The following is an 18,601-nucleotide window of genomic DNA, read 5'->3' on the forward strand; positions in this document are numbered from 1 at the left end:
CGCCACCAAAGAGCGATAAGATGTTGATTGATATTCATAAGATCTCCTTACAGCCAACGACAGATAAATAGAAAGTGAACTAGCTCGTGTTGCGTACTAGTAAACTGGATTGCGTTAGGTTCGTCAAGTACTTTATGGCATACTCTTTAAAAATTATTATCTTGCTAAGGTGAAAAGGGAGACGTGATGACAGAAGGGCTATCTGATTTAAGAGTGATTTATGATTTACACAGCCACACTACCGCGTCAGATGGCGAGCTTTCACCAGAAGAACTGGTTGATAGAGCGATAGAGCGTCAAATTAATGTTTTAGCGATCACGGATCACGATACAACAGCGGCCATTGCACCTGCTAACCATTATATTACAGAAAAAAATCTGCCTCTTACTCTGATATCAGGTGTCGAAATATCGACTTTGTGGGAGAATATAGAAATCCATATTGTTGGATTAAATATGGATATCGACCATAACGCAATGAAATCGCTCCTTTCATCACAAAGCCAATGTCGTGAAACACGTGCGATAATGATAGGTGAGCGATTAGAAAAAGCAGGTATTGCCAATGCTTTTGAAGGTGCTAAAGCGTTAGCACATGGTGGGCAAGTAACAAGAGGGCATTTTGCCCGCTTTTTAGTGAATGACGGACATGTTGCCTCAGTTAATAAAGTATTTAAACGTTATTTAGCGAAAGGAAAAACAGGCTATGTGCCCCCGCAATGGTGCTCAATCGGTGACGCTGTCACAGCAATTCATGCTGCTGGTGGTGTTGCAGTGTTAGCACATCCGGGCCGATATGGTCTATCTTCTAAATGGTTAAAACGATTAACACTTTATTTTAAACAACAAGGTGGTGATGCAATCGAAGTGGCACAATGCCAACAACCACCACAAGAACGGGAACAACACGCAGCATTAGCTCAATCTTATGAGTTAAAAGCTTCGTTAGGTTCTGATTTTCATCGTCCTTGCTCGTGGATAGAGTTGGGGCGTAATTTATGGTTACCCGGTGGCGTTGAACCAGTTTGGTCGCTATGGCAGGAGTAACATTAGATATTCGTTGAGGGATGTATGAGCCAACTTTTTTATATTCACCCTGATAATCCGCAGGCTCGTTTAATTGAACAAAGTGCTGATATTTTACGCAAAGGCGGAGTGGTGATTTATCCAACAGATTCTGGCTATGCTATTGGCTGTTGCTTAGAAAATAAAGATGCAATGACGCGGATTTGTCGTATTCGTCAATTAGATAAAAACCATAATTTCACACTGATGTGTCGCGATCTATCAGAAATCGCTAATTACGCTTATGTTGATAACGTGGTATTTCGATTAATAAAAAATAACACTCCAGGTAATTACACCTTTATCTTAAAAGCGACTAAAGATGTACCAAAACGTTTGATGAATGATAAACGTAAAACGATTGGCTTACGTGTTCCTTCTAACCCTATTGCATTAGCATTGTTAGAAAATATTGGTGAGCCATTGATGTCAACTAGCCTGATTTTACCAGGTAATGATTTTGCAGAGTCTGATCCTGAAGAAATCAACGATTTATTAAGCAAACAAGTGGATTTAGTGATCCATGGTGGCTATTTAGGTCAAAAGCCTACAACAGTCATTGATTTAACAGAAGATAGCCCTGTGATAATCCGAGAAGGCACTGGAGATATTACTCCATTTCAGTAAATGATTTGGCCGATTAAACTAAATATCGATCCGATAGACGCATAGTAAAGAAATTTATCGTGAGATAAAGAGATAAAAGGTGAAGGGATTTACCGCTTGTGTTAAATTTATACATTGCGATAAAAATCACGGTGCTTGTTTTTAAAATCGGTTATGTCAATGCGCGTTTTCGTTGATACGCTACTATACATAACAAAAAAGAAGTAAAACCGTCATGCTATTTTATCGAGACTATTTATCACAATGTTGATGTGAAAAGCATCAACATTGTTCACTATTGAATCAATAAACCTGTGTTTATGAGTGAATTTAATAAACATGGGTTATTTTTTACTTAATTGATTTTTTAAAAATTAATTCTATTTTTATGACGCCTGTGAAGGCGACACATGAGGTTGTTTCATGAGCGATAAATCGCAACGTACTGAAAAATTACAAAAAATTCTGGCTCGTTCTGGCCACGGCTCCCGTCGTGAGATTGAAGGTTACCTTCAAGAAGGACGCATCAGCATTGATGGTACAAAAGCAAAATTAGGTGATCGTATTGATGTCACCACAACAGCAAAAATCCGCTTAGATGGTCGTATTTTAAATATTCGCGAAGCCCAAAAAGATGTTTGTCGAGTGTTAGCGTATTACAAACCTGAAGGTGAACTGTGCACTCGTAGTGATCCACAAGGCCGTCCTACCGTTTTCCAACGTCTTCCTCGTCTTAACAGTGCTCGCTGGATCGCTGTTGGTCGTCTTGATGTGAATACCAGTGGATTATTGTTATTTACAACAGATGGTGAATTAGCTAACCGTTTAATGCACCCAAGCCGTGAGGTTGAACGTGAATATGCAGTTCGTGTTTTCGGTGAAATTGATGACGCTAAAATTCGTCAATTAACTCGTGGTGTGCAACTAGAAGATGGCCCAGCGTCATTTCGCTCTGTTTCTTATCGTGGTGGTGAAGGGATTAACCAATGGTACAACGTTTCACTGACAGAAGGCCGTAACCGCGAAGTTCGCCGTATGTGGGAAGCTGTTGGTGTTCAAGTAAGTCGTCTTATTCGTGTTCGCTATGGTGATATTGATTTACCTAAAGGCTTACCACGCGGTGGTTGGGTAGAACTTGGATTAGAGCAGATTAACTACTTGCGTCAACTGGTTGAATTAAATGATGAGACAGTAACAAAAGTGGCGGTAGAAAAAGACCAACGTCGAATTAAAGCAAATCAAATTCGTCGTGCGGTTAAGCGTCATACTAAAATATCAGCTCGTACCTCTACGTCACCTGCAAAAAGAGCGTCAAGTCGTCGTCAGTCAGCTGGAAATAATAAGTAGTTTTCGAATAATTATTTATTAATTTAAATTAAAATATCATTTTTCATTAAGAGGCAACCAATAAACATTGGGAGCCTCTTTTTTGATGGCTTTATTTTTATTATAAATATATCTATGATAGTTATATTGTTTCCACGATATAATTTGATATTTAACGATAAGGTATTCAAAATAATATGTATCGTTATTTTTATTTGATAGCAGTATTATATATAACCTCTTTAGTCACGGGGTGTGATTATCCTGCAATAAGAGAAAAGCAAAATGGTGTTTTCTACATCAGTAATAACCAATTAGAACTTTTAGAGTTTAAAATTGATAATATTAAATTTGTGATGGGAAAAGGTGAAGTAAAAAAAATCAAACTAAATAATGGTGAACATGTACTTGTTGATGGGCAAGGTAAACAAAGTATATTTATGGTTTATCCGGGAAATCGGGGTGGCATAATTAATCCTAATAGGGATATATATTATAGTTTTACAGCATTATTTAAACAAGAATATACTCCATCTGAAGAGATGCACATAGAGGAGCGTACTGTATGGGTAAATGGTATACTTTTAAGAGGTGCGATAAATAGCTCAGATTCTCTCTTTATTGATAATAATATATTTAATTGTGATATTCCAATCGATGAATCATTACCTACTTATTTATCTGATTGGGAAGGTAATGAAAAAGTAAATGTGTTGACCAAATGTTTTACAAAAAATGATTTCCATCAATATATTATTAAGTTTCCCTATGGTATTAAATTTTATTCAGAGCGTGATTTATTAACTCAATATAAAGCAGAAAACCAATTTAATTGGATCGATGAAAATAATACACGAACAGATAGTTTATCTCCGTTAGAAGCTAACTTTAGTTTCAGTGATGAAAACTTAATGAAAGAGGCAATAAGTATTCACGAAATAGTTAAAAAATATTTAACATCGAGAAACTCTACTGAAAGAATATTATTTTATGATGAGTATCATAAACATATTATGAAGATGGCAATACTCTATGATCAACAAATAAGAAGACATATTTTTGTTGATAGAGAGATGTATTTAGATTTTATTAAAAAAAATGGACGCATATTTGGTGCGGGTATTTTAGGAGAGCCCATTCTTATGTAATGTTTAGATTGCGCTTGTTACTCAGTCGTTACCAATCTATGCCTTGTTGTGCTTTTATCCCACTATCGAAAGCATGTTTGACAGGACGCATTTCTGTCACCGTATCAGCTAACTCAATTAATTTTCTATGGCAGCCTCTTCCTGTAATAATAACGTTTTGGTGCGCAGGGCGAGAGCTAATCGCTGAAATAACCTCATCTAATGATAAATAATTAAAGCTAATCATATAGGTAATTTCATCAAGGATAACTAAATCATACTCTGGGTTGTTAAGCAGTTTGAGTGCATATTGCCATGTATTTAAGCAAGCAGTTGTATCAGTACTTTTATCTTGAGTTTCCCAAGTAAAGCCTGTCTCCATGACATAAAAAGGCACACCAAATTGTTCTAATAAATTACGTTCACCGTTCTCCCATGTTCCTTTAATAAATTGCACAACACCGACTTTTTTTTGATGACCAACAGCACGTGTCGCAGTGCCCATCGCTGCCGTCGTTTTACCTTTACCATTACCTGTAAATATCATCAAAATACCTTGTTCTCGTTGAGCTTGCTCAATTCGGGTATCTACTTTCTCTTTTAAACGTTGTTGGCGTTTTTGGTGTTGTGCATCATTCATTTTTGACCTCGAGTTTATGTTATTCAGCAGGGCCAGCTTTACGGCCTGGTTGGGCATCTAAAGATTGTCCTTTTACATCAATGCTGTCATCACTCATCAAGTAGAGATACAACGGCATTAAGTCTTTAGGTGTTTTTAGCTTTTGTGCATTTTCATCAGGAAACGCACTGGCTCTCATTGCGGTACGAGTGCCACCAGGATTAATGCAGTTAATTCGTAAGGTGCTATCGTTATATTCTTCATTGAGTACCTGCATAAAGCCTTCTGTTGCGAATTTGGAAACAGAATAAGCGCCCCAACCGTAACGACCTTGGCGTCCAACGCTGGATGTGGTGAGAATAAGACTTGCATGAGGGGCTTTTAGCATTAAAGGTAACAGTGCTTTAGTCAGCATGAATGTCGCGTTGACGTTAACTTGCATAACATCATGCCAAAGGTTACTTGGTTGATTAATGATTGGTTCAACAACACCTAGCAGACCTGCATTTTGTAGCACACCATCAAGGTGAGGAAAGCGTTTAACAAGTGTATCAGCAAATTGCTGAAAATCATTTTCAGTTGCTGTAAGTAAATCAAGGGGATACAACATAGGTTGTTGTCCTCCTGATGTAATGATTTCTTCTTGAACATCTTCAAGTTTTGATAAAGTACGGCCTAATAAGATAAGTGTTGCGCCATATTGCGCATAAGTTAGTGCGGCTTCTTTTCCTATGCCATCACCAGCACCAGTTACTAGAATAATTTTATCTTTTAGCACGCTATGATCCGGTTGATATTGCAACATATTGATGTCCTGTCTAGTAAAAAGTAAATAAAGTGTAACGTCTTATTTGTCTAGCGACCAGTTTAGTCTAGTTTTTTGTTTACAATTTATGGCTATTTTCTTTATGGTATTGCCCATAATTATGCCTTTGTGACTAGCGCTAAAGCAGAATTTCGTTAAACTAGGCATATTGGTTTTAGTCAGTGTTATTAACCTTAAAAAGAGGTCTTTGTGGAGTATATTTTACAATATGGACTGTTTTTAGCAGAGATCGCCACGGTTGTCGTGGCTATTATCGCTATTGTGTTGTTTTTTATCGTTATTGGAAATAAGAAGCAAAATCGAAAAGGCACGTTAAAAGTGACAGATCTTGCTGAAGCTTATGAAGAAAAACAGCGAGTAATGCAACAAGCGAGAATGGATGATGCTGAATTAAAGGTCTGGTACAAAGCGTTTAAAAAACAGCAGAAAAAAGAAAATAAACAAAGTAAAAACAATGCGAAAGAAGGTAAGAAAGGCGTTGTAAAACCTTGTTTATATGTTCTTGATTTCAATGGTAGTATGGATGCGCATGAAGTAGGTGCATTACGTGAAGAGATCAGTGCCATTCTTTCTGTTGCCCAAACCGGTGATGAAGTTTTACTCCGTTTAGAAAGCCCTGGTGGCATGGTTCATGGATATGGGCTAGCTGCTGCGCAATTAACACGTTTAAAAGAAAAAGGCATTAAACTTACTGCGGTTGTCGATAAAGTCGCCGCAAGTGGTGGATATATGATGGCCTGTGTGGCTGATAAAATCGTCGCAGCACCTTTTGCGATTATTGGCTCAATTGGTGTCGTTGCTCAAATCCCTAACATTCACCGATTGCTTAAGAAAAATGATATTGATGTTGAGTTACATACTGCTGGTGAATATAAACGTACATTAACTTTGTTGGGTGAAAACACAGAAGAAGGTCGTGAGAAATTTAAACAAGATTTAAATGAAACACACTTGTTATTTAAATCTTTTGTACATAAATACCGCCCTCAACTTGATATTGATAGTGTCGCTACGGGAGAATATTGGTACGGCACAGAAGCATTGAATAAAGGCTTAATTGATGAAGTTGGTGTGAGTGATGACTGGTTAATTAATCACATTAACGACTATGAAGTCTTTTCTGTTCAATATGTTCTTAAAAAGAAAATGGTTGAACGTGTTACGGGTGGTGCAATGGAAAGCGTTGATAAATTGATGATGCGCTGGGTTCAAAGAAGTAAAAAACCATTGCTATAACCCAAACGAGTACACAAGATTAAGCTTTATTTAGCGATACCGAGAATTTAAAACCTAAAGCTTGGTATCGCTGTTATTTTCCCTTCTTGTTTATCAACACTTCTTGAATTTTTCAAACCGCTATTTTGATGTCTTATTGGCAAATCGTATTGCAATAAAGCAAAAAAAAGCCAGTGAAGTATTCACTGGCAATCAAAGAAATAATTGATATTGCTTAACAACAACAGGGTAAATATTTCCTCTTTCTAGGAAGTGCCAATATAGCGGTAAAAACAAAATAAAAATAATTGATATTACTGATTGTATTAATAGGTAGGTATAATCATAAACATCAGAAAACAATAAATCGCCTTCATTTTTTTGCATTTTTATTCTTTATCTATGATTTTTTATGCCAGTTATTTTTTGAAAAAGCAATAACTGGCAAGTAACGTCTCTTTCTCGATAGTGAGATTAAGTGTGAAATAATCCTAACGGCGATTATTCTAAATGATACTTATCTGATAACACATGTGCTAAATGCTTAAACATATTAAAAGCCGCAGTGCTTTTTGCTGTAGGTAAACCTTGCTCATCTAAAAAAAATTCGCCTTTAAATACGAGGACATTACCTTTTTGTTCAACAGAATCTGCATGCATACCTTGTAAATAATCTTCATGTTCACATATGATTTTATTCGCTTTTTCAAGTAGCATCTCTGTTGTAATCGGTGTAGTTTGTGTTGACATAATTTGTGCTCCTTAGAAAAATAATTTGTTGCGCCTCACTTTTTATCAGGTAGAGTGTGGCATTTTTAAAAGCTTAGCTACGCTATATGTAGCAAATATAATTTGCCCGTTGCCCGATCAAAGCAGTGAGGTGATTAAAATACCTCAAAAAAAGTAATGAGTTTTGAGCTCAAACAAAAGCTTTGAATAAAAACAGGTTGATATATTGCAAAACTAACGCAATATAAAAAAGAGATTTTAAACATTTTTTTAGTTGAGGGTATTAAACAATACCGTCATAACAAAGTTTAATTAGGTAAAGGTAATTATGGGTAAAGCTCTTGTAATCGTGGAGTCCCCGGCAAAAGCCAAAACGATCAATAAATATCTTGGCAATGACTACGTAGTTAAATCTAGCGTGGGTCACATTCGTGATTTGCCCAAGAGTGGTTCTGGCAGCCAGAAGAGCGAAAACTCATCCGCCACGAAAGGCGTGAAAAAAGTTAAAAAGGATGAGAAATCAGCCTTAGTCAGCCGTATGGGAATAGACCCCTATAATGGATGGAATGCGAACTATCAAATTCTACCCGGCAAAGAAAAGGTTGTGGCTGAACTAAAAGCATTGGCTGATAAAGCTGATCATGTCTATCTCGCAACGGACCTTGACCGCGAAGGAGAAGCTATCGCGTGGCATTTGCGCGAAGTTATCGGCGGTGATGATGAAAGATTTAGTCGAGTGGTTTTTAACGAAATCACGAAAAATGCTATTACACAAGCTTTCCAAACTCCAGGTGAGTTAAATATAGACCGCGTTAACGCGCAACAAGCACGTCGTTTTATGGATCGTGTTGTGGGCTATATGGTTTCACCTTTACTTTGGAAAAAAGTCGCTCGTGGATTATCTGCGGGTCGAGTGCAATCTGTCGCTGTTCGTCTATTGGTTGAACGTGAGCGTGAAATTAAAGCCTTTGTTCCTGAAGAATATTGGCAGTTACACGCATCATTATTAACACCTGATGAACAACCATTGCGTATGGAAGTCACGCATTATAATGACAAAGCTTTCAATCCTGTTTCATCTGATGAAACACAGGTTGCGGTTAATGCATTAAAAAATGCAACCTTCACAGTAAAAGATCGTGAAGATAGACCAACATCAAGCAAACCAAGCGCACCACTTATCACATCAACTTTACAACAAGCGGCAAGTACGCGTTTAAGTTTTGGTGTGAAAAAGACAATGATGCTAGCTCAACGCCTTTATGAAGCTGGTTATATTACCTATATGCGTACTGACTCGACTAACTTAAGTCAGGATGCAATTCAAATGGCGCGTGATTATATCAGTGAGCAATTTGGTGCTAAGTATTTGCCGAAAGAGCCAAATGTTTATTCGAGCAAAGAAAATTCGCAAGAAGCGCATGAAGCTATTCGTCCTTCGGATATCAACGTTATCGCAGAATCTTTAAAAGATATGGATAACGATGCCAAACGATTATATCAACTAATTTGGAATCAATTTGTGGCGTGTCAAATGACACCAGCAAAATATGATTCAACGACATTAACAGTCGAATCAGGTGATTATAAATTACGTGCTAAAGGTCGTACTCTACGTTTTGCAGGTTGGACGAAAGTGATGCCAGCAATGCGTAATAAAGATGAAGATAAGACGTTGCCGGCTGTTGATGTTGGCGCAAAACTTGCTTTAGTTGAATTAGAACCAACTCAACACTTTACTAAGCCACCAGCACGTTTTAGTGAAGCTACGTTAGTTAAAGAATTAGAAAAACGCGGTATTGGTCGTCCTTCAACTTATGCGTCTATTATTTCCACTATTCAAGATCGTGGTTATGTAAAAGTTGAAAATCGCCGTTTTTATGCAGAAAAAATGGGTGAAATTGTTACTGATCGCTTAGAAGAGAATTTTAGCGATTTAATGAATTACGATTTCACTGCGCAAATGGAAGATCACCTCGACCATGTTGCGAATAATGAAGAAAATTGGAAAGCGGTATTAGATGCGTTTTTCTCAGATTTTAGTCAGCAACTCGAAGTAGCTGAAAAAGATCCTGAAGAAGGCGGAATGCGACCAAACCCAATGGTTATTACCTCAATTGAATGTCCGACATGTTCTCGTCATATGGGAATTAGAACGGCAACAACGGGGGTGTTCTTAGGTTGCTCAGGTTACGCATTGCCACCAAAAGAACGTTGTAAACAGACTATTAACCTTATCCCTGAAGATGAATTATTGAATATTCTTGAAGGGGAAGATGCAGAAACTAACGCATTACGTGCACGTCGTCGTTGTCCGAAATGTGGTACTGCAATGGACAGCTATCTGATTGACACGCATCGTAAATTACATGTTTGTGGTAATAATCCGGCATGTGATGGTTATGAAGTCGAAGAGGGTGAATTCCGCTTAAAAGGTTACGAAGGGCCTGTCATAGAGTGTGATAAATGTGGCTCTGAAATGCATCTGAAAATGGGGCGTTTTGGTAAATACATGGGTTGCACCAATGATGAATGTAAAAATACCCGTAAGATCTTAAAAAGTGGTGAAATTGCGCCACCGAAGGAAGATCCTGTACCGCTTCCTGAGTTGCCGTGTGAAAAATCTGATGCGTATTTTGTCTTACGTGATGGTGCTGCGGGTGTATTCTTAGCCGCAAATACCTTCCCTAAATCAAGAGAAACGCGCGCACCAAAAGTAGAAGAATTGGTTCGCTTTAAAGACAGATTAGCAGAGAAAATGCGTTATTTAGCTGAAGCGCCTGTGGCTGATCCAGAAGGAAATCCAACTATTGTGCGGTTTAGTCGTAAAACTAAACAACAATATGTTTCTTCTGAAAAAGATGGCAAAGCAACGGGTTGGTCTGCGTTTTATATCGATGGTAAATGGGTTGAAAAAACCAAATAACATTGGCATCACTCGATAAATAAAAAAGCGACTAATGAGAGTTAGTCGCTTTTTTGCATGAAGAAGATATGCTAATTAATGTACATTGAAACAGTATAAGTGGTTAATTTCTATTTGTCTGATATTTTACTTTGCTAATAATAAGACGGAGATACTATGAAACTGATGCCTTTGTTACTCTCTGGTTTACTCTTCACCTCAGTGGCGAGTGCAGCCACGTTAGATGTCACATTGAAAGAAGCGCTTCCTACAGGTGCAGGTAATGATATTGGTGTTGTTACCATCACAGAAACCGATTATGGGCTGTTATTTACGCCAAAATTGACAGGATTAACCCCCGGTGTGCATGGTTTTCATATTCATGCTAATGGTTCTTGTGAGCCAGATATGAAAGAGGGTAAACCTGTTCCTGCTTTAAAAGCGGGTGGTCATTTAGATCCTGAAAAAACGGGTGTTCATTTGGGGCCTTATAATAAAGAAGGGCACTTAGGTGATTTACCTGGATTGGTTGTTAATGATAAAGGTGTTGCTGATTACGCAGTATTAGCGCCAAAATTAACTAAACTTGAGCAAGTGAAAGATAAAGCCTTAATGGTGCATGTTGGTGGTGATAACTATTCAGATAATCCAGAAGCGCTTGGCGGTGGTGGTGCAAGAATGGCATGCGGTGTAATTAAATAATTTAAAGCCATTATTGTTCTGGAATAAAAGCTGACATTTAGTCAGCTTTTTTTATGCTTATTTATAGCTTATAACCATTCGATATAACAAAACCTAAATAACCCTATTAATTACGTTAGACCGAAATGAAATAAGTGATATAGTGGTTATATATTACATCTTTATTATTCTTTTTAGTTATATGAATATAAATAGAATAACGGAATAATAAGTCTTTTGTTGAAGGGATAGCCTCTCTATGAAATTACAACAGTTGCGTTATATCGTTGAAGTGGTGAATAACGATTTAAATGTATCAACCACGGCAGAGCGTTTGTATACATCTCAACCGGGGATAAGTAAGCAGATCCGCATGTTAGAAGATGAATTAGGTATACAAATATTTTCTCGTAGTGGTAAACATTTAACGCATGTGACACCCGCAGGTGAAGAGATTGTTAGGCTGTCTAGAGAAATCTTGTCAAAAACAGAAGCCATCCGCTCTGCCGCAGGGGAACATACTTATCCAGATAGAGGCTCACTGTCTATTGCAACAACACATACTCAAGCTCGTTATGTATTGCCACCTGTGATAAAAGGCTTTATTGAGCGTTATCCTGATGTTTCATTACATATGAATCAAGGTTCACCAACACAAATAGCTGAAGATGTTTGCAGAGGTAAAAGTGATTTCGCTATTGCGACAGAGTCACTGCATCTTTATAACGATTTAGTAATGCTACCTTGTTATCGATGGAATCGTATTGTGGTGGTTCCTAAAGATCATCCTTTAGCACAAAAAAGAGAAGTCACACTGAAAGAGCTTGCTGGTTACGACATCGTGACTTATACCCAAGGTTTTACAGGGCGTTCTGATCTTGATGATGCTTTTGGCCAAGTAGGTTTAAAACCTAAAATTGTTTTCACTGCAACAGATGCTGATGTCATTAAAACGTATGTAAGATTGCATTTAGGTATTGGTGTAATTGCTAGTATGGCGTTTGATCCTGTGCTAGACAGTGATTTAGTGGCGATTGATATGCGCGATAAGTTTAGCTACAGCACAACGAAAATTGCGTTCCGTCGCAGTGGTTTCTTACGTGGTTATATGTATGATTTTATGTGGCGTTTTGCCCCACATCTAACTCGTAATTTAATTGAACAAGCAGTTACATTGCGAACACATGAAGAAATTGAAGAGCTATTTAAAGATATTGAATTGCCATTAGTTTAATACTGAAAGGCGGGTAATTCCCGCCTTCAAGCGTAATCATCAATCTTAACCCCGCATAACTTATTTCAAATAAAAATCCCCACTAAAAAAAGCGTCTGATTTTGTAATTCTTAGTTGACGATACTTATTTAAAAAATCATAAAACTGTTGATTAATTTTCGGATCATCCAGCGCATTAGCATCAAAGATAGAGGTGATCGTGCTGTACTCTAAAGACACAGTAAATTTACGTCCAATACAACTGGCAAGGAGCATTTTTGCTGATTGATATGAAAAACGTAAGCTCAGGATTTTTAACTTAGGTACAAAAATAAGGTGGTTGTTATGATTAAGGATCTCGGTCACTCCTGCAACGGTTATTGTTTGATAACTATCTAATGATTGTCGTAATCCAATTTCTATTTTTTGGCCTTGAGTACGTAAAAAATCAATAAACTCACTTAAAGCAGGTGAGGTGGCATTAATCGCTGTACCGAGTAATAACTGAATAAAAGCTTGAGCAACCGAAAGATCAAATGTCTGTTTGTGGAGATTTTTTGTTTCCACCTTATTTTGTCCTAAAAGAGGAAGATGATTCAGCGTCTCTAACCAATGTTCAGGGCGATAATAGGCTTCGTTGTCTTCCTTTTTTAATGCGGCAAGATGGTTCGCTATGATAGAAATAAGTCCAATTTGAATATTTTTAAGTTTTAACATTTTTTCTATTTCAAATTCTTCAAACAATTTTGGTGAGGCGATAATAAATTGTACCAAGCCTTCAGTATCTTTTAGATTTTGAGAATGTAATGGGTTTATCGATAAAGTTTGCGGAAAAGGAGGCGTGATAGGTTCAGCAAAGTAATGATCGGCACTCATTATATTCTTTAGTAACTCAGATTGTTTATTATTCATAAATTTCATCCTTTCATAGTTGTTATACCTCCGTTATTAAATCTATTCAGGATTGTGTTTTACACTAGATGATGGGTAATATTAATCTATATTAATCAGCTAGTTAAAAGTGTTAGGTGTGGATTTTTGCTGGCTTTATTCTTCGAGTGTGTCGAAATTGTGACGCGCTCACTGTATTTGGTTAAATGCTCACCACTTAAATGAGCGTACCTCTTAACCATTTCTAATGTTTCCCATCCTCCCATTTCTTTTAATACCATTAATGGTGTACCGCTTTGAACGTGCCAACTAGCCCATGTGTGTCGCAGGTCGTGAAATCTAAAATCTGTTAGCTTGGTTAATTTCACCGCCCGTTCAAAATCTTCCAATCCAATAGTTCGTTTCCTTTTCCCGGTTCTTGTAAATACATATTCAAAGTCTTTTGGAATATTGCGTAAAATATTTACAGCATCTTCATTTAAGGGAAGAGGGCGACCTCGGTTAGATTTTGAGTTTTCAGGTGTTACTATTGCAACCCCTCTATCTAAGTCAACATTGCTCCAAGTTAGGGATAGCAACTCACCTCGTCTTGCCCCAGTTAATAATGCCAAGCTAACTAAGTCTTTCATCCACTTTAGCCTTAGATTATCAATGAGCTCAATTGCCACTTCCTTTTCGATCCATCTAACCCTGACAACTGGTTCTCTAAACGATGGAACATGCGGTTTTTCTTTTATCCATCCGCTTTTGTGAGCTAATGAAAATGCCCTCATAATAAATGAACGATACCTGTTTTTGGATGCGTTAGAGAGTTTTCTCTTTGTTTTCGTGCTATACACAGGCAGTGAGTTCGTGATCTCATCACTGGTAATAGTGGATAGTTTTCTTCCCTTGAAAATAGCTAGGAAATACCTTGCATTAGTTTGTGCATTTGCAAAACTTCGATGACTCTCAGCGTTTCTTAGCGCCAAAATCATCATCTCATCGAATGTTCGTTCTGGCGATTTATCTAGTTTATCTATCTGCCATAGGTCGTATTTTAATTTATCGTGATACTCCTGAGCCTTTACCTTGTTCGTGGTGCCAGTAGATCTCCTAATTCTTTCTCCACTTGGAGATGTGACATCAATCCAGTATGTGTTACCTCTTTTGTAGATCGGCATTTTAAATTTCTCCTGCCACCGACCACAGCCAGCCGGTAAACATTATTGTCATTAAACTGCGCCTGTTCAAACTTTTTCAGGCTATCCTTGTTAGCTCGCCATGAACCACCTACCTTAAACATGTAATATTTTGGTGGGTTTTTATAGATAGTCGATGGGGAGAGTTTTAGCTTCCCTGCAAACTCTTTCAATGTCATGCAGTCATCTTCCATTCTTCTCTTCCTTTTGCAGATTTCTGATGTATTGGCACATAACATCTTTGGTGTTGTACTTTGTGTGATTTAGAGGCTTAAACTTTGGTGTGTATTTATCGAGGATCTGAGTGGTTAGTTTGTCGTTGGGTATTCCATGGCTTCTGAGTTCGATTAAGCACTCCTTTGCTATTTGTCGCCGCGCGTTTTCCATTGCCTGTGCATTCATAGCCTCCGCCTTTTATTTCTCATTATTACTCTGAGAGAATTAGGGCAATTTTCTATTTCAACGTTATAAATTGTATTTTTAATTTTAACTCTATGATTTATTCGAAAGCCCTTCTTGCTTTTATCGTGGATATTTAAAGCCGCGTTTATTGCCATCCTTTCTATATCACTAACATCACCATGAATTCTGATTTCCATAATTCACCTATATTAATTGAATACTTTCTTCCGCCTGATCGCCATATACATCCCAATCACCGTATTTCTCACGAGCGAATAATTCTATCCGTGGAACATCTCCATATAACTCCTCTAAACGATGATGTACCTCTTTGGGCTTTTCGCTGTGCTCGCCTAGGCATGAGTAAATAATTTGTCGAACACTGGCAGACTTTCTCTCTAATCCATTACCACGAGTGGCTATTAAACACATTTCGATATTTTGACGGGTATAATTACCGCAATTAATTTTCGTCTCATTGTTTAATGTTTCCATAAAGTCAAAGAAATCTTCTGGCGGTTTTTTATTTATTCTATCTCCTGCATTTTTATTTAATTTCACCCACGCGAACCCGAACATGTTTTTAACTTTAAAATCCCATGCTTCGGCTAATTTAATTGCTTCGAGTGCAAAGTTTCCGGTGTACCACATAAACAGTACGGCATTTTTAGAGGAGTGTTTTTCTATTGGTAATCGGGAGAGAGAATATAAGTCGGTGGTGTTGTAATGATTATCTGCTGCGCCATTTGAAACTTTGTTATTGTAAGACCAAGGTGGATCGCACAATATCAAGTCATACTTTTTCATTCTCCGCATCCTTCATCATTAAGAAAACTTCCATAGCGGCGCGTAGTGGGTTTTTATTGAGAGCCCTGATATATCCAACATAGTTGCCGTACTCATCTACAAACTCCGCTTTCCATCTATCAGTTATGGTTGGGGCGCGCAATGAAATTTTATTCTCAATAATAATCGGCATTGCGTCTTCTGGATTATGGCAATAGTCAGTTCGATAAAACGAATTAAACATATCTTTGTCTTTTAGTGATTCCTCGCCATATAATTTAATAAAAACATTTTTATTAATCTCGAAATCAGATAGTTCGGTGTATTTATTCACTTTCTAATATCTCCTCTATCATGAGTTTAATATTAACTAAGTCTTGCTTTGTTATTGATATATCCCACGATGGAGATTTTAAATTAAATTTATCCTTTATTGTCGGTTCAATTTCAAAACCTTCTTCCTCGTAGCCCTGTAAGTTCACACTGTATTTATCTTTCATTCCACACCTCTCCACAAATAACCTCAACATCCCCCACTGACATTAAATATTCAGCACGTTTATTGCATTCCGATTGCGTGTATAAATCATCAGATATTGGCACTGCATGATTGTTCATAATTAACAGTAGGACGAATGGCTTCATGTTTACTTTCTCTATATGCACATTTAAATATGTGAGCAATAACATCAACAGTCCAAGCGTTGCCATAGCATTTATATGACTGTGAATTCGAGACGATATTTTCACACCAACCATCGGGGAAAGTCTGCAACCGCGCGCATTCAGTAGGAGTTAATTTGCGATATTGTAGATTGCCTGTTGATACCTTTGGCTCTCTATGCCCACCTTGACACGTTGACAGTGTCGGGGCTTTTCCAGCATCGGAGTAAATGCGTTTTATCTGTTCGTTACCTCTAATGTCAGATGCATTAGCAACATGAATTAATCCGTCTTTGGATTGTTTAATATTTTCTCTTGGTTCACATGGTCTAAATACTATTTGCCGTCTGGATTTATTTAGATATTGATTTAAATTTGTTCCTTTCGAATAATTAGCATCAATACAATATGACTTTTCTCTATCAGTAATACTGTCATCATCAATAATATCTTTCAGCAAAATACCTTTATCTGCTGGCTGGCTAATCTCAAAATTAGCCCAATAATAACGTTGTCTATTTTGTGCTGATAATAACGAGCTATTAATTAGAGTTTTATTTACATAACCTAATGCACGCTCCGTATGCAATGTTATATATTCTTCAAATTCACGTTTCATCTTCACATTTTCGAGCATGAATTTAGCATCTGGATTATTTTCTAATACATGGCCCATTATTTCTAATGTCGTCCAGAATAATTTACCACGTTCATCTTTATCGCCTAATTGCTTACCTGCCAAACTCCACGACTGACATGGAAATCCCGCTGTAACTAAACCTACACTTGACCAATCAATATCCCACTCACGCCAATTATTAACGTCACCTAACTGAATATTATCTGGATAATGAAACTCAGATACTTTATTGGCGAATTTATCTATTTCAGCGATGTAATATTTATCAAATTTAATCCCAGCACGAGACAGCGCCAATCGCCCAGCGGATATACCGTTGAACAAACTTAAATATATCATTTTGATTTCCTATAGATGTGCAGAACCCTGTATTAGCATGAGTAATACATATCCGATTATTTGCATGGTTGTTTAATCTAATTTATATAGCGGGGTTACTTTAAATGGTGAGCCATGAGATTGAAAATGAATATCTATATTTTCAGATGTAACTGCATCAGTAGTGAATTGCATTTTCTCATCATGAAACACAGGGTACATCCAAGCGACAGGCTGTAGATTGTTAATGTGTTCGATATATTCGCAAATTTTTATTAGCGTATTTAAATTAACATATGATCGTTCATGCCCAACGCTTAATACCTTAGCTTTATTTTTTAAATCAATCGCTAACTCCAAGATTTCATCATTCATTTTTTATTTTCACTCCATTGCTGATTAATGCCTGATTAACTAAATCTTCGTCATAACACCAAGTTTCGCAATTTTCATTTGCAATAAATGGCTCTGGTAATTCAACCTCCAAACTCTCGCGTGATGCTTCCCACACCATCCACATGACAGGGATAATACCTTTTACCCAAGGGTAATCACCTTTACTTATAAACTCTTCAAATTGCTGTCTTGATTTGTCCATCATTTCACCTTTTTAATATTTGCAATTGCCAATTCCATTTTATGACGTGCTGATGAATTAGATGAATGAACAATAATTTCAGGCGGTTTAAATCCATTTAAATAAACCTGCTCTTCTATCCACAATAAAACGTCGTAGCCTGTACCGCGCTCATCGTCACCTAAATCATGGTCTAGGCTAATTAACTCGACATCGCCAGTTTCCAGTAATTTAATGGCTTCATCGGGCCAGTAAACACGCACAAACCCCTCTGGCGTTTTACGTTCGTCATCGAGATAGACTTTCATCACTCCACCTTTCTATATCCAGCTTGATAAAGCAGACTGGCAATGTCTGCGCTGTCATTTTTGACCGCATACCCTTCAATTAATCGAATAATTTCTTTAATTTCCTTTTCTGCTATTTCCTTACGCTTTTCATCTGCAATTTCTTTCGCCAAATCAGAACACTCAAAACAAATATTTGCTGCTTTACCTTGGATTAAATTGTCCTTACTACCGCTTCCACCGCAAAAGTTACAAACATTCCTAGGGTCTGGTTCTGGTAATGTGAAATTCATAATTTGATTATGGTGTGTAAAACTATTCATCACTCATTCCTCTTCATTGCATCCTTGCAAATATATCCATGAGCTATTTAAATTTGCGCTCTATTTCTTCCGCTGCTTTATTTTCGTAATAATCAAAAGCGACGCTTTCTATTAAATCATCCTGTTCTCGTTCAGATAATTTATTAAAATCTTCTTCTGATATAGCGACCGTTAAAATAACTTCTTCGTCCGTATCTGAATCTCGCATTGTTAGATTCATG

At 37.2% G+C, this 18,601-nt stretch carries 23 protein-coding genes; 8 read left to right on the forward strand and 15 right to left on the reverse strand.

All coding sequences use genetic code 11. The annotated features are described in order from the left end of the window. The first annotated feature begins 186 nt into the window (after positions 1-186). The 4 genes from rnm (at position 187) to GTH24_RS08555 (ending at position 4,145) form a co-directional block, all read left to right on the forward strand. Positions 187-1,047, forward strand: a complete 861-nt coding sequence (rnm, locus tag GTH24_RS08540) for an RNase RNM (RefSeq protein WP_072067996.1) — start codon at positions 187-189, stop codon at positions 1,045-1,047. A gap of 24 nt (positions 1,048-1,071) precedes the next feature. Beyond that, positions 1,072-1,692 (forward strand): L-threonylcarbamoyladenylate synthase, encoded by a 621-nt coding sequence (locus tag GTH24_RS08545; protein ID WP_072067997.1) that lies wholly within the window; start codon positions 1,072-1,074, stop codon positions 1,690-1,692. A 402-nt stretch (positions 1,693-2,094) separates the two neighbouring features. Further along, a complete protein-coding gene (gene rluB, locus GTH24_RS08550) occupies positions 2,095-3,018 on the forward strand; it encodes a 23S rRNA pseudouridine(2605) synthase RluB (protein ID WP_036937111.1) in 924 nt (307 codons plus the stop codon). A gap of 176 nt (positions 3,019-3,194) precedes the next feature. Then, positions 3,195-4,145 carry a hypothetical protein gene (locus GTH24_RS08555; RefSeq protein ID WP_164526227.1) on the forward strand — a complete coding sequence of 317 codons (951 nt, stop codon included), beginning with the start codon at positions 3,195-3,197 and terminating at the stop codon, positions 4,143-4,145. A 28-nt stretch (positions 4,146-4,173) separates the two neighbouring features. On the opposite strand, the gene cobO is transcribed toward GTH24_RS08555, so the two are convergent. Both cobO and GTH24_RS08565 read right to left on the reverse strand, forming a co-directional pair. Next, complete coding sequence (cobO, locus tag GTH24_RS08560) at positions 4,174-4,764, reverse strand: cob(I)yrinic acid a,c-diamide adenosyltransferase (protein WP_072067998.1); 591 nt, start codon at positions 4,762-4,764, stop codon at positions 4,174-4,176. A gap of 19 nt (positions 4,765-4,783) precedes the next feature. Beyond that, entirely contained in the window at positions 4,784-5,545 is a 762-nt protein-coding gene (locus tag GTH24_RS08565) for a YciK family oxidoreductase (protein WP_176694681.1), read from the reverse strand. Positions 5,546-5,758: 213 nt separating this feature from the next. Between GTH24_RS08565 and sohB the strand changes: the two genes are divergently transcribed. Further along, positions 5,759-6,805 (forward strand): protease SohB, encoded by a 1,047-nt coding sequence (sohB, locus tag GTH24_RS08570; RefSeq protein ID WP_072068000.1) that lies wholly within the window; start codon positions 5,759-5,761, stop codon positions 6,803-6,805. A 480-nt stretch (positions 6,806-7,285) separates the two neighbouring features. Here the strand turns inward: sohB and GTH24_RS08575 are convergent, their stop codons facing one another. After that, positions 7,286-7,534, reverse strand: a complete 249-nt coding sequence (locus GTH24_RS08575) for a YciN family protein (protein ID WP_072068001.1) — start codon at positions 7,532-7,534, stop codon at positions 7,286-7,288. 307 nt (positions 7,535-7,841) lie between these two features. Between GTH24_RS08575 and topA the strand changes: the two genes are divergently transcribed. From topA to cysB, 3 genes are all read left to right on the forward strand, one after another. Beyond that, positions 7,842-10,439 (forward strand): type I DNA topoisomerase, encoded by a 2,598-nt coding sequence (topA, locus tag GTH24_RS08580; RefSeq protein WP_072068002.1) that lies wholly within the window; start codon positions 7,842-7,844, stop codon positions 10,437-10,439. Between the two features lie 156 nt (positions 10,440-10,595). Then, a complete protein-coding gene (gene sodC / locus GTH24_RS08585) occupies positions 10,596-11,120 on the forward strand; it encodes a superoxide dismutase family protein (protein ID WP_164526228.1) in 525 nt (174 codons plus the stop codon). 238 nt (positions 11,121-11,358) lie between these two features. Then, positions 11,359-12,333 (forward strand): HTH-type transcriptional regulator CysB, encoded by a 975-nt coding sequence (gene cysB, locus GTH24_RS08590; RefSeq protein WP_072068003.1) that lies wholly within the window; start codon positions 11,359-11,361, stop codon positions 12,331-12,333. Between the two features lie 60 nt (positions 12,334-12,393). On the opposite strand, the gene GTH24_RS08595 is transcribed toward cysB, so the two are convergent. The 12 genes from GTH24_RS08595 to GTH24_RS08650 all read right to left on the reverse strand — a co-directional run bounded on the left by GTH24_RS08595 (position 12,394) and on the right by GTH24_RS08650 (position 18,600). After that, positions 12,394-13,224 (reverse strand): hypothetical protein, encoded by an 831-nt coding sequence (locus GTH24_RS08595; protein WP_164526229.1) that lies wholly within the window; start codon positions 13,222-13,224, stop codon positions 12,394-12,396. A 95-nt stretch (positions 13,225-13,319) separates the two neighbouring features. Next, positions 13,320-14,366 (reverse strand): tyrosine-type recombinase/integrase, encoded by a 1,047-nt coding sequence (locus GTH24_RS08600; RefSeq protein WP_164526230.1) that lies wholly within the window; start codon positions 14,364-14,366, stop codon positions 13,320-13,322. Beyond that, complete coding sequence (locus GTH24_RS08605) at positions 14,270-14,578, reverse strand: hypothetical protein (protein WP_164526231.1); 309 nt, start codon at positions 14,576-14,578, stop codon at positions 14,270-14,272. The genes GTH24_RS08600 and GTH24_RS08605 overlap by 97 nt, the downstream gene beginning before the upstream one ends. A gap of 412 nt (positions 14,579-14,990) precedes the next feature. Beyond that, complete coding sequence (locus GTH24_RS08610) at positions 14,991-15,593, reverse strand: MT-A70 family methyltransferase (RefSeq protein ID WP_164526232.1); 603 nt, start codon at positions 15,591-15,593, stop codon at positions 14,991-14,993. Next, positions 15,580-15,906 carry a phage protein NinX family protein gene (locus GTH24_RS08615; RefSeq protein ID WP_164526233.1) on the reverse strand — a complete coding sequence of 109 codons (327 nt, stop codon included), beginning with the start codon at positions 15,904-15,906 and terminating at the stop codon, positions 15,580-15,582. The genes GTH24_RS08610 and GTH24_RS08615 overlap by 14 nt, the downstream gene beginning before the upstream one ends. Then, positions 15,899-16,072, reverse strand: a complete 174-nt coding sequence (locus GTH24_RS08620) for a hypothetical protein (protein WP_164484702.1) — start codon at positions 16,070-16,072, stop codon at positions 15,899-15,901. Before GTH24_RS08620 ends, GTH24_RS08615 begins: the two co-directional genes overlap by 8 nt. Before the next feature lie 89 nt (positions 16,073-16,161). After that, the gene (gene dcm, locus GTH24_RS08625) at positions 16,162-17,214 is read right to left on the reverse strand and encodes a DNA (cytosine-5-)-methyltransferase (protein ID WP_164526234.1); all 1,053 of its coding nucleotides are present in this window, start codon (positions 17,212-17,214) and stop codon (positions 16,162-16,164) included. 72 nt (positions 17,215-17,286) lie between these two features. Next, on the reverse strand, positions 17,287-17,568 hold the full coding sequence (locus GTH24_RS08630) for a hypothetical protein (protein WP_109409539.1): 282 nt from the start codon (positions 17,566-17,568) through the stop codon (positions 17,287-17,289). Further along, the gene (locus GTH24_RS08635) at positions 17,561-17,791 is read right to left on the reverse strand and encodes a hypothetical protein (protein ID WP_164526235.1); all 231 of its coding nucleotides are present in this window, start codon (positions 17,789-17,791) and stop codon (positions 17,561-17,563) included. The genes GTH24_RS08630 and GTH24_RS08635 overlap by 8 nt, the downstream gene beginning before the upstream one ends. Next, positions 17,791-18,078 (reverse strand): cyclic-phosphate processing receiver domain-containing protein, encoded by a 288-nt coding sequence (locus tag GTH24_RS08640; RefSeq protein WP_123822255.1) that lies wholly within the window; start codon positions 18,076-18,078, stop codon positions 17,791-17,793. Before GTH24_RS08640 ends, GTH24_RS08635 begins: the two co-directional genes overlap by 1 nt. Further along, positions 18,078-18,380 carry a ClpX C4-type zinc finger protein gene (locus GTH24_RS08645; protein ID WP_164526236.1) on the reverse strand — a complete coding sequence of 101 codons (303 nt, stop codon included), beginning with the start codon at positions 18,378-18,380 and terminating at the stop codon, positions 18,078-18,080. The genes GTH24_RS08640 and GTH24_RS08645 overlap by 1 nt, the downstream gene beginning before the upstream one ends. A 43-nt stretch (positions 18,381-18,423) precedes the next feature. Beyond that, positions 18,424-18,600, reverse strand: coding sequence for a hypothetical protein (locus tag GTH24_RS08650; RefSeq protein ID WP_164526237.1), 177 nt, complete (start codon positions 18,598-18,600; stop codon positions 18,424-18,426). Between the last annotated feature and the right edge of the window lies 1 nt (position 18,601).

Source organism: Proteus vulgaris, assembly GCF_011045815.1.
Classification (GTDB): Bacteria; Pseudomonadota; Gammaproteobacteria; order Enterobacterales; family Enterobacteriaceae; genus Proteus; species Proteus vulgaris_B.

What these genes read in the sequence shown, in the direction of transcription:
- sodC (WP_164526228.1), top strand. Translation starts at nt 10,596, where the DNA reads ATGAAACTGATGCCTTTGTTACTCTCTGGTTTACTCTTCACCTCAGTG.
- rnm (WP_072067996.1), top strand. Translation starts at nt 187, where the DNA reads ATGACAGAAGGGCTATCTGATTTAAGAGTGATTTATGATTTACACAGC.
- GTH24_RS08605 (WP_164526231.1), bottom strand. Translation starts at nt 14,578, where the DNA reads ATGGAAGATGACTGCATGACATTGAAAGAGTTTGCAGGGAAGCTAAAA.
- GTH24_RS08575 (WP_072068001.1), bottom strand. Translation starts at nt 7,534, where the DNA reads ATGTCAACACAAACTACACCGATTACAACAGAGATGCTACTTGAAAAA.
- GTH24_RS08635 (WP_164526235.1), bottom strand. Translation starts at nt 17,791, where the DNA reads ATGGACAAATCAAGACAGCAATTTGAAGAGTTTATAAGTAAAGGTGAT.
- GTH24_RS08630 (WP_109409539.1), bottom strand. Translation starts at nt 17,568, where the DNA reads ATGAATGATGAAATCTTGGAGTTAGCGATTGATTTAAAAAATAAAGCT.
- GTH24_RS08640 (WP_123822255.1), bottom strand. Translation starts at nt 18,078, where the DNA reads ATGAAAGTCTATCTCGATGACGAACGTAAAACGCCAGAGGGGTTTGTG.
- GTH24_RS08620 (WP_164484702.1), bottom strand. Translation starts at nt 16,072, where the DNA reads ATGAAAGATAAATACAGTGTGAACTTACAGGGCTACGAGGAAGAAGGT.
- GTH24_RS08595 (WP_164526229.1), bottom strand. Translation starts at nt 13,224, where the DNA reads ATGAATAATAAACAATCTGAGTTACTAAAGAATATAATGAGTGCCGAT.
- cysB (WP_072068003.1), top strand. Translation starts at nt 11,359, where the DNA reads ATGAAATTACAACAGTTGCGTTATATCGTTGAAGTGGTGAATAACGAT.
- GTH24_RS08650 (WP_164526237.1), bottom strand. Translation starts at nt 18,600, where the DNA reads ATGAATCTAACAATGCGAGATTCAGATACGGACGAAGAAGTTATTTTA.
- cobO (WP_072067998.1), bottom strand. Translation starts at nt 4,764, where the DNA reads ATGAATGATGCACAACACCAAAAACGCCAACAACGTTTAAAAGAGAAA.
- rluB (WP_036937111.1), top strand. Translation starts at nt 2,095, where the DNA reads ATGAGCGATAAATCGCAACGTACTGAAAAATTACAAAAAATTCTGGCT.
- dcm (WP_164526234.1), bottom strand. Translation starts at nt 17,214, where the DNA reads ATGATATATTTAAGTTTGTTCAACGGTATATCCGCTGGGCGATTGGCG.
- GTH24_RS08610 (WP_164526232.1), bottom strand. Translation starts at nt 15,593, where the DNA reads ATGAAAAAGTATGACTTGATATTGTGCGATCCACCTTGGTCTTACAAT.
- GTH24_RS08555 (WP_164526227.1), top strand. Translation starts at nt 3,195, where the DNA reads ATGTATCGTTATTTTTATTTGATAGCAGTATTATATATAACCTCTTTA.
- GTH24_RS08645 (WP_164526236.1), bottom strand. Translation starts at nt 18,380, where the DNA reads ATGAATAGTTTTACACACCATAATCAAATTATGAATTTCACATTACCA.
- GTH24_RS08600 (WP_164526230.1), bottom strand. Translation starts at nt 14,366, where the DNA reads ATGCCGATCTACAAAAGAGGTAACACATACTGGATTGATGTCACATCT.
- GTH24_RS08545 (WP_072067997.1), top strand. Translation starts at nt 1,072, where the DNA reads ATGAGCCAACTTTTTTATATTCACCCTGATAATCCGCAGGCTCGTTTA.
- topA (WP_072068002.1), top strand. Translation starts at nt 7,842, where the DNA reads ATGGGTAAAGCTCTTGTAATCGTGGAGTCCCCGGCAAAAGCCAAAACG.